The sequence below is a fragment of the Niveispirillum sp. GW835-FHT14G11 genome (genome assembly GCF_058793615.1).
Window position 1 is genome coordinate 247743 of record NZ_JBXAFZ010000007.1, and the last position, 9649, is coordinate 257391.

9 protein-coding genes are annotated in these 9649 nt (G+C 61.2%); 1 reads left to right on the top strand and 8 read right to left on the bottom strand.

Annotation, left to right across the window (positions count from 1 at the left end; genetic code table 11):
• Nucleotides 1-119 precede the first annotated feature (119 nt).
• Both AC1Q7F_RS15020 and AC1Q7F_RS15025 read right to left on the bottom strand, forming a co-directional pair.
• Complete coding sequence (locus tag AC1Q7F_RS15020) at nt 120-2027, bottom strand: 1-deoxy-D-xylulose-5-phosphate synthase (RefSeq protein WP_492508196.1); 1908 nt, start codon at nt 2025-2027, stop codon at nt 120-122.
• 190 nt (nt 2028-2217) lie between these two features.
• A complete protein-coding gene (locus AC1Q7F_RS15025; RefSeq protein WP_492508198.1) occupies nt 2218-2607 on the bottom strand; it encodes a c-type cytochrome in 390 nt (129 codons plus the stop codon).
• A 158-nt stretch (nt 2608-2765) separates the two neighbouring features.
• Here AC1Q7F_RS15025 and AC1Q7F_RS15030 point away from each other — a divergent pair, with 158 nt between their 5' ends.
• The gene (locus AC1Q7F_RS15030) at nt 2766-3212 is read left to right on the top strand and encodes a TspO/MBR family protein (RefSeq protein ID WP_492508199.1); all 447 of its coding nucleotides are present in this window, start codon (nt 2766-2768) and stop codon (nt 3210-3212) included.
• On the opposite strand, the gene AC1Q7F_RS15035 is transcribed toward AC1Q7F_RS15030, so the two are convergent.
• The 6 genes from AC1Q7F_RS15035 to AC1Q7F_RS15060 all read right to left on the bottom strand — a co-directional run bounded on the left by AC1Q7F_RS15035 (nt 3179) and on the right by AC1Q7F_RS15060 (nt 9583).
• Nucleotides 3179-3478, bottom strand: a complete 300-nt coding sequence (locus AC1Q7F_RS15035) for a hypothetical protein (RefSeq protein ID WP_492508201.1) — start codon at nt 3476-3478, stop codon at nt 3179-3181. The two genes, AC1Q7F_RS15030 and AC1Q7F_RS15035, sit on opposite strands and share 34 nt — an antisense overlap.
• Nucleotides 3462-4727 carry a geranylgeranyl diphosphate reductase gene (locus tag AC1Q7F_RS15040; protein ID WP_492508203.1) on the bottom strand — a complete coding sequence of 422 codons (1266 nt, stop codon included), beginning with the start codon at nt 4725-4727 and terminating at the stop codon, nt 3462-3464. Before AC1Q7F_RS15040 ends, AC1Q7F_RS15035 begins: the two co-directional genes overlap by 17 nt.
• A 3-nt stretch (nt 4728-4730) precedes the next feature.
• Nucleotides 4731-6116, bottom strand: a complete 1386-nt coding sequence (locus tag AC1Q7F_RS15045) for a BCD family MFS transporter (RefSeq protein ID WP_492508204.1) — start codon at nt 6114-6116, stop codon at nt 4731-4733.
• A gap of 10 nt (nt 6117-6126) precedes the next feature.
• The gene (chlG, locus tag AC1Q7F_RS15050; RefSeq protein ID WP_492508205.1) at nt 6127-7047 is read right to left on the bottom strand and encodes a chlorophyll synthase ChlG; all 921 of its coding nucleotides are present in this window, start codon (nt 7045-7047) and stop codon (nt 6127-6129) included.
• 140 nt (nt 7048-7187) lie between these two features.
• Nucleotides 7188-8636: a transcriptional regulator PpsR gene (ppsR, locus tag AC1Q7F_RS15055; protein ID WP_492508207.1), complete on the bottom strand. Its 1449-nt coding sequence runs from the start codon at nt 8634-8636 to the stop codon at nt 7188-7190.
• Nucleotides 8621-9583 (bottom strand): cobalamin B12-binding domain-containing protein, encoded by a 963-nt coding sequence (locus AC1Q7F_RS15060; RefSeq protein ID WP_492508209.1) that lies wholly within the window; start codon nt 9581-9583, stop codon nt 8621-8623. The genes ppsR and AC1Q7F_RS15060 overlap by 16 nt, the downstream gene beginning before the upstream one ends.
• Nucleotides 9584-9649: the final 66 nt, after the last annotated feature.

Sequence of the window (9649 nt, forward strand, 5' to 3'; positions counted from 1 at the left end):
CCCCCTGGTGATTGGCCTGGGAAGTATGGCTTCCTCATGGCGCGAGATTACCCCATCCCTACGATTCTGCAATTTTTTTCATCGCTGATTGATACGTGTCATTGACCCGGTTGTGATTGTCATTCCGCTGCGATGCCGCGCGCATCGGACCCTTGTCCCTCCCCAGCAGAGAAGGGCAGGAGGGATGCGCGGGTTCTATCGCCAAGGTCCAGGGCGCTGACGACCAGACGTTCAATATGCTCGGCGTTCAGACTGGCCATCCTGTACATTTCTTCAGGTGATGCGTGTGCCATGAAGCTGTCGGGCAGCGTCATGGTGCGCAATCCGCACCGGCCATCAAGCATCCCGCGTGCCGCGAGGTGATGCAGGACAAGTGCCCCAAATCCCCCGGTCGCCCCCTCCTCGATCGTCACGAGCAGGCGGTGCCGCGATATGAGATCTTCAATGAGGGCAGAATCCAGGGGCTTGGCGAAACGGGCGTCCGCCACGGTGACGGAGATACCCCGGGATGCGAGTGCCTGCCGCGCCGCCAAACACTGGCCCAGCCGCGCACCGAAGGACAGAAGGGCGACGGTTGATCCGTTTTCCACCAACCGTCCCCGACCGATCGGCAAGATCTTCCCGCGTGCGGGCAGCGAGGCGCCGGAGCCCTCACCGCGCGGATACCGAAACGCGATCGGCCCGGCATCATGGGCGGCCGCCGTGGCGACCATGTGGACGAGTTCAGCCTCGTCACTGGCGGCCATCACGGTGAAGCCGGGAAGATTGGCAAGATAGCCGATATCGAAAGCCCCGGCGTGGGTGGGGCCATCGGCGCCGACAAGGCCGGCCCTGTCGATGGCGAACCGCACGGGCAGTCTTTGCAGGGCCACATCATGAACGATCTGGTCATAGGCCCGCTGCAGGAAGGTGGAGTAGATCGCACAGAAGGGCCGTAGGCCGCTGGCAGCCAGTCCGGCGGCGAAGGTAACCGCATGCTGTTCGGCGATACCGACATCGAAAGTCCGATCTGGAAAGGATCGGGCGAAGATATCGATGCCTGTCCCCGCCGCCATGGCGGCGGTGATGGCGACAATGCGGCTATCGTGCTTGGCCTCCGCGATCAGCGCGTTGGCGAAAACTTTGGTGAAGTTGGGTGCTGTACTGGGGGATTTTGCCTGGGTCCCGGTGGCGATATCGAAAGGGGAAACACCGTGAAGCTTGTCCTCTGCCCTTTCGGCATGGATATAGCCGGCCCCTTTTCTGGTCAGCACATGCAAAAGGACGGGGCCGGCAGAATCGCTTTTCAAACGGCGCAGTGTGTCAAGCAGCCCTTTCAAATCATGGCCGTCCACGGGACCATGATAGGAGAAGCCCATCTGTTCGAAAAGGCTGGTCACACCCGTTGGTGCGCCATCACCGGTACCGGGCCGGGATGCCCCGGCGAGGTGACCCAGATGGGTGGACAGGGCGCCGGTGGGGGGCGAGATGGACATGGCATTGTCATTGAGGATGACAAAGAGGCGATGACCAAGCGCGCCCGCGTTGTTGATGGCTTCGAATGCCATGCCGGCGGAAAGGGCACCGTCACCGATGACACTGATGACATCGCCAATGTCAGCGCCCAGTTCCCGCGCCACCGCAAAGCCCAATCCAGCGGAAATGGAGGTGGAGGAGTGGGCGGCACCAAACGGATCATGTGCGCTTTCGGCCCGTCGCGTGAACCCCGAAGGCCCGTCCTTCTTGCGCAACTTGCGCATCGCATCGCGACGGCCTGTCAGCACTTTATGGGGATAGCACTGATGGCCGACATCCCAGATCAGCTTGTCATGCGGCGTGTCGAAGACGGCGTGCAACGCGATCGTCAATTCAACCACACCAAGGCTCGACCCCAGATGCCCGCCGGTTTCGGAGACGATGGAGATCGTTTCCGACCGAAGCTCCTGGGCAAGGCGCACCAGATCATCATCCGACAATGTGCGGAGATTCTCCGGCTCCCGGATGCCATCCAGCAACGGGGTCAATGAAGATATGGATAACTGGCCCATTGCGTACCCTCCCGCGCATGAGCATGCGCCCGCAGGTGATCCCTGCCGTCATTCTCTATGGGTGCCCCCAGCCATTCCGGTAGGGCGTGTCAAGATTGATTGTCGGGGAAACGGGCTAGAGTGTAAACTTTTATTTACACTTTCAGGGATTTTGGTGCTGATCGGTTTGCCGAGCGGCACCAAAGCCGTTTCACTTCCGGGGACTGAATTGTTTGAGATAGGCGATCAGGTCGATGATCTCCTTGTCCGTTTTCAGGCCGGGAAAGGCCATCTTGGTGCCGGTGACCAGGGTTTTGGGATTGGGAAGATACGTTTTCAGCAGCGTCTCGTCCCAGATCTTGCCTACACCAAACTCCACCATTGATTTGGAGTATGTATAGCCTGCGACCGTTCCCGGCTGTCGGCCGAAAAGCCCCAACAACGATGGCCCAACCTTGGGTTTTTCATTATCGGCGTTGTGGCAGGCCATGCATTTGTTGAACACCAGCTTGCCCGCTGTCGCGTCACCTTCCTCAGCATGGGCCGTCATTGGCAAGGCGATGAGCGCCATGAAGCCGGCGAGCGTCAGGAATCTAAACATGCTTACCTCCCGTGGAGAAGTTATAAGTTTTCCAATCGATTGAGCAGAAGCAGTCAGTTGGATCTGACTGTGTGACGCCGCATAGACCGGCGAGATCATTGCGGATTGCGTCCATTCGTTTAGTGTCTCAACTGCCCATCGGGTCGAAGGAGAATTTCATGGCGGTCCTTGTCTTCATTGGTATCGTCGTGATCGCCGCGTCCAGCGGGGCCATTTTCAAGCCCGGCGAATGGTATGAGGGGCTACGCAAACCGTCCTGGACACCCCCAAAATGGGCATTTCCGGTTGTTTGGACCCTGCTTTACGCGGCGATCGCCTATGCCGGCTGGCGGGTTTGGACCCTGTCGGGCTGGTCCCTGCCGATGGCATTCTGGGGCATGCAAATCATCGTCAACGCCCTGTGGTCATGGATGTTTTTCGGATTACGCCGGATGCGCCTGGCCTTGGGGGATATCATCGCGCTGTGGGCGTCGATCCTGGGCTTCATCCTGACCTCTTGGCCGGTCTCAGAAACTGCTGCCCTCCTTTTCCTGCCTTATCTGGTATGGGTGACCATTGCCGGGCTGCTCAATTACTCCGTCCTCCGGCTGAACAGCCGTTCCTGAGCGGGTCCGCGCGTCACGATGTCGATGGCATGCGCCACAAGGGACGCGGCCAGCAGGACCAGTATCCAAATGGGACCCTGTCCGCGCAGGGCCAGTCCCAGGGCGGCGAGAAGGCAGGTCCCGGAACCGGCATTGGCGCATAGGTCACGAAAGCGCCGCAGCGGGGCGCTGGACCGCAGCGAAAGGACCGCTGTTTCCACCCAGAGCACCAGAGTGGCGAAAAGGCAGACCCAGCCATGGTTGAGCGCGTCAAGCAACAGGGTCATGTCCACTCGCCCGAAAGCCCAGCAAGGCCCGCAGGTCCTTGAAAAACACCCGGACATGCGCCAGTGGATCGTGCCGCACCAGCGCCTTGTTCAGGTAGGATTCCCAGGTCAGACGTTGCACATCCGGGTCGGCGCACATGGCGACGAATTTTTCCCGAAAGCGGTCATTGCGGTACCAGACAGCCTGCATGATGCCCAGGATGAAGAACACGCGGCCATGGGCGCGCATGAAACGGCGCCGGGCCTGTTTCAGGTCGGAAGGCTTGCTGGTTTTCAAGAAGGAATCGATGGCATCGGCGCAGAGCCGGCCGCAGAGCATGGCATAGTGAATACCCTCCCCGGAGGCCGGGGCGACCGTGCCGGCCGCGTCCCCGCTCAGCAGGACATTGCGTCCATTGTCCCACCGCCGCATGGGCTTCAATGGCAGGGGTGCGCCTTCCCGACGAACGACCCTGCAGGCGGCGAGGCCGGCCGAGCGTCGTAAATCCGCCGTAGCACCGCGCAGATCATGGCCCTTTATACCCGATCCGCAGCCAACCGAGGTATGGCTGCCATGGGGAAAGACCCAGCCATAAAAGTCCGGCGAAATGCGGCCATCATAGATGACGTCGCAGCAGTCCGGGGCAAAGGCCCCGGTTTCGCCCTCTGCCGGGCTTTCGACAATCTCATGATAGGCGAAGACATAGGGAGGGCGCTTGTTTGCGGCAAACATCAGCCGGCGCACAGTGGAATTGGCCCCATCCGCGCCAATCACCACCCGGGCAAACAAGGTCAGCGGCGGGGATGCGGGATCGGCGTCGGCCTGCGCGATAGACAGCTGCAAGGTGCGGTCAACCCGCTCTTCCATCGCCACCAGTTTGCCCTTGAACAGGTGGGCGCCCGCCTGTTCCGCCCGGCTGCGCAGATAGGGATCAAAGCTGGCCCGATCGACCATTCCGACAAAGCCGATGTCACCAATCCGCATCTCCACCGTGCGGCCGGACGGGGCAATGATCCGGGCAGCATTGGCACGGGCCACCAGCATGTCCTCCGGTATGGCGAAATCCCGCAGGGTGCGCGACGGGATCGCTCCGCCGCAGGGCTTGATGCGGTTGCCAGGATCAACCAGCAGCACGCTGCGACCCGCCTTCATCAGACTTTCCGCCGCCATCGCGCCGCTGGGACCGCCGCCGATCACGGCGACGTCATACATCTCCGGCCACACGGTGGTGCCATCCGCCGGGTTGGATTGGGTCTGGGAGGTGGCCATGATTTACTCCGCTGCCTGGATGGCGGACGGTGCGGACCTCAACGCGACCGATGGCAGGCGCTGCCGTCCGATCCGTAGGGCGACAATCGTGGAGGCCAGGAAGAGCAAGGCTTCCAGGGCGAAAACCATGCCAAAGGCGCTGCCGTCATTGCCCGTGATCGCGCGGCCGATATCCAGCGCGACACTGCCCAACAGGCCGCCAAGCCCGAAGGAGATCGCCTGTGCCGCGCCCCATACGCCCATGCGCATGCCAGCATTTCCCGTCCTGCCCTGTGTCGCCAGCTGCATCATTGTGCCGATGGCAGCCACCGCGAACATTCCATTCGCGAAGCCCAGGATGAAAACATGCGGGTTGAGTGGCCAATGGGGGGCAGCCGCAGCCGCCATACAGAGGAACGCCAGTGCGGCAGCGGAACCGATACAGCCCGTGATGATGAACAGTCTGGGCAGGCCCGGCATCCGGCGGCTGAAGAAGAAACCGCCGAGACCGACGACAGCCATGCCCGCGAAAACCCCGGCATGCTGCATGCCGGATAGCTGCGTGGATTGGCCCGGCGTCATGCCAAACAGCATGCCAGCGAAGGGCTCCAGGATCAGGTCCTGGGTCGAATAGGCCAGCATCGACATGGCGATAAACAAGGTGAACAGGCGGGCCTCCCCGTCACACCAAACCTCGCGAAGGCTGTCGCTGAACCGCCCCGGTGGCGCAGCGGCGGCCAGGGCCGGCGTGATGGCCGGTTTGCGTTCGATACCCCGCACCGACAGCCAGGCGATACAGAACGCGACGGCGCCGGTTGCCGCTGTAACCTCGACAAGGCGCAGATGCGAATAGGGTTCCAGCGCGATGCCGGTGATGATCGAGGTCACAATGATGCCCAGGATCATCATCATCCAGGTGATCGTGGCCGCCGTGGCGCGCCGTTCCGGTGACGTGCGGGTCGCAATGAGCGCCAACAGGGAGGTGCCGCTGGCCCCGATGCCGATACCGATCAGCACATAGGCGATAAACGCAACGGCCAGCCCCAGCGCGTGGCTTTGCGTGAAGATCAGCGTCGTGGCCGCGGCCAGCGTGCCTGCGAATGCCAACAGCGCCAGACCGATCAGAATCCAGATGGTGCGTGACCCGCCGGTATCGGACCGATGTCCCCAAAGGGGCCGTGATATCTGCACACCATAATGCACCCCGACCAGCAAGCCCGGGATAACAGCGGCCAGTCCCAGTTCGACGATCATCACGCGGTTCAAGGTGGAGTTGGTCAGAACCACGATCGCGCCCAGCGCTGCCTGCACAAGCCCCAGGCGCAGGATGTCGGACCAGCCGAGCCCAACGCCCGCGCTTGATTTCCGCAAACCGTCGCGGTGGGAAACTGCCCGTGCATCGATGCTCATGACGGTGTCCTCAACCAAGAGAGTTGATGAGCGCAACGTTGCGCAGGCCAAAGGCAGCCACCATCATCCCGGTGACATAAAGACCGACGCCGACCGAGGAGTACCAAACAGCCAGACCCACCGGATCACGCAGGAAACGGCGCATGCAGGCCAATTGAACAGCCAGCAAAAGTGCTATGCCGACCGCGTGATAGGGCAGGGACCAAGAGGCCAGAAGTCCAAGCACGGCGAGTTGCGGCAACGCCATGACGATGCAGGCGATGCGCGCCGCCGCCGGCGCACCGTGCAGAACGGGTAGCGTGGAAATGTTCATTTCCCGGTCGCCGCGGATCGACTTGAAATCGTTCAGCGTCAGGATACCATGCGCGCCGATGCCATAGAGTGCGGCGACCAGAAGCAGATTGGTGTCCGGCATCAGCCCCGTCATGGCCGTTGCCGCCGTGATCCAGGGCAGCGTTTCATAGCTTAAGCCCACGGCGCTGTTGCCGATCCAGCCATTCTGCTTGAAGCGAAAGGGCGGCGCACTGTACCCCCAGGCCAGCGCCAGTCCCACCAGGGCCGCCATGAAGACGAGCGGCCCCAGCAGGGCCGCGACGGCGGCCGACAGCATGGACATCAGCAGGGCGATATAAAGACCCCAGCGCCCCGGCATCCGACCAGAGGGAATGACCCGGTCTGGTTCGTTGATGGCATCGACATGCCGGTCGAACCAGTCATTGACGGCCTGGCTGGTACCGCAGAGCAAGGGACCGGCCAAAAAAATACCCAGCGCTGCCGCGAGTGCGGCACTGCTCAATGATTGACCCGACGACACCACCCCGCAGGCATAGGCCCACATGGGGGGGAACCAGGTGATGGGCTTCAGCAGCGCGAGCACCGCGGAGGGGCCCGGCCAATCACGCTTCTGTGGGTGGGTGTGGGTGATCTCCATAAGGCGATGCTATGCCCGCCTCACCGGAAGTGTCAATCTGAATTGACACTATTAAAATTGACACTTATCTCGACAACACGCACCATCGCCGTGCGCGCCTGCACACAGCCAAACGATTGCCAAGGGGCGGAAAAGCAACGTCAATTCGACGGGCGGTAATCTTCCAGACCGTGCCGGCGCAGTTTGATATAGAGGCTCTGGCGGGAAAGGCCCAACATCTCAGCCGCGGAGGCGCGGTTATTGTTTGTCTGGTCCAGTGCTGCCTCGATACAGATTTTCTCGATCACTTCCAGCGACTCGCGGACGAGATCCTTCAGGGGCACGCGGCCGACCAGATTGGCAAACCCGTCGGCCTGATCGGGTGAGCCGGGGGCCGGAATCGCCCGCCGCTCAACATTGGCGGGCTGGGCGACGAAGATCACCTGGGTAAGGCCGGTTTCGGGATTGCGCCGGGCGGACATCAGCACCGGGCGGTCGCCGGAGAGATTGTCCGTCAAGGTCGTCGTAAAGCCCCGTACCACCTGCTCTTCCGCCAGCCGGGAATAAAATACATGCAGATCGAGCGAGGTTTTGGAGAACCAGGTTCCCAGGCTGCGGCCGACGACCTGTGAGATGGATGGTGCCTGCGTCAGGTCGAGGAAGAAGGTGTTGGCGCCGACGATCTGACCCTGATCATTTGTCTGTATAGCGGGTTCAGGGACATCAGCGAGATCGACCGGGCGCTCGTTGCGCCTTTCTACCTGCGTGAGGCCCGCTTCCTGGGCATCGCCGCTCTGCCAGGCGGAAATGATCAGGTTGGTGACGCCGTTCTCACGGTAGGAGCGCAGGCTGAGCGAGACGCCATCACCCTTCGCCGTTTTCAGCGTATCCAGCCGGACGGGACTGGCGCTGTGCCGTGCCTCGCTGATTGCATCCCCCAGCGCCTCCCGGTCCTGCTTGCGGAAAAGATCGCGGAACGGCTTGCCGACAATTCCACTGGCCCCGCCGCCGACCAGGCCAAGCGCGGCAGCATTGGCATCCAGAACGGTCTTGCGCTCCCCGTCGAGCATGACATGCGCGATACCGGACACCCGAAAGGCGGTACGGTAGCGGGCTTCGGCTTCCTGCAGCTCGCGATAGTCGGCTTCCAGTTCCATCTGGGTTTCGACCAGGCGCTGCTGATCCAGCATCTGCTGGCGCAGTTCACGACCGACGACGAGCGTATAGGCAAAGCCCTGGGCAGTGAAAGTGGAATAGAGTACCGGCAGGTCAGGCTTGCCCTCACAGCTGTGGTTGATCTGATATCCCCTGGCCTGCCGCGCGCTGTCGCGGCCGCAAAGCATGGCATCGACCTTCGTAACAGACTCGATCGTTACCAGATCCTGCAGGCGCTGGCCGACGGCCTTGTCCAGGCCACAGCGGCCAATTTCCGGATCGTTATAATGGATTCGGGCAATCTTCTGGTCTTGATCAATCAGCAGGACGATATCGGCGCCGAGGCCGACCAAAGCCACAATTGAATCGGCATCCAGCGACTTCAGCAGGCTGGCTGCAACTTCGGCACCATACATTGCGTTTTTACCGTTAGGGGGCTTCATTGTATCAGCCAATCAGGTCTTCCAGCATTGATAACGACCCGTTGGCCAACCGCTTCCGCCTTATGGCCGTGCGCTTCAAGTTCGCAAAACTTCTCGCATATCCTTGAGGCGGAGTAAACACTGTCACAAATGCAGTCAATCCCCAAACTTACAAGAAAATCAATGGAATCCAAGGCGGCTCTGCCCCCCACGACGATGGGTGGCCGCGCGCCGGGCGTCACGGACCTGATCGTCTCGACAACATCCTGGAATCCTTTTTTCAGACGTAGGTTGCTCCAGCCGATGCAGACCAGATCGGCGCGCTTGAGGGCAGCGCGTAGTACCGTTCCTTGAGATACCGTGCCGTCAATGATTTGGCATGACCAGCCCATGGAGTCGAAAAGAAGCCCGAGAATATGCGGGCCCAGCGTATGTTGTTCGCCCACGGGTGTCGTTATGACGACAAAGGGAGTCCATGCGTGCGACCGCTTGCCCCTGAATTCAAACGAAAGAAGCCGAATGATTTCCTGAAGACGCGCAGAGCCGATGGTGACATCAACGAAATTACAATCGTCATCGATCCATTTCTGACCGAGCAGGCGTGCTGCGGCTTCAATAAAAAGCACCGAGACGATTTCAGGCTGATCGGCCGGAATTTCGCGCCGCATCAGCGCGCGCAGGGCTGAGGCGCGTGCCGTCGGCTGGACGACCTGGGCACAAAAGGTCGAAAGAGCTGTGTCGTACCGACGATCATGCTCCAACCCCATTTCATACCGCATTGCCAGCTTTTCGGCCGTCATTGAAGCCACGGTCCTCTGGATGATGCGGCTGAGTTCTTCCCGTTCGCTTGATGCTAGGTACCCTTCTTGGCCTTGGCGGGCAAGCTTTACCACGCCTGTCGGTCCATCGAGCCTAAGGAAGGTGTGATCATAACAGTGGCCGTTGGCGTCGGCAAATATCCTGCCCATCTGCTCGCGCATGAACGCCCCCCTATCAACCCAGAGCTTGCGCGACGCAAGGTGCGGACGTGATGAGTGCGGCCGACA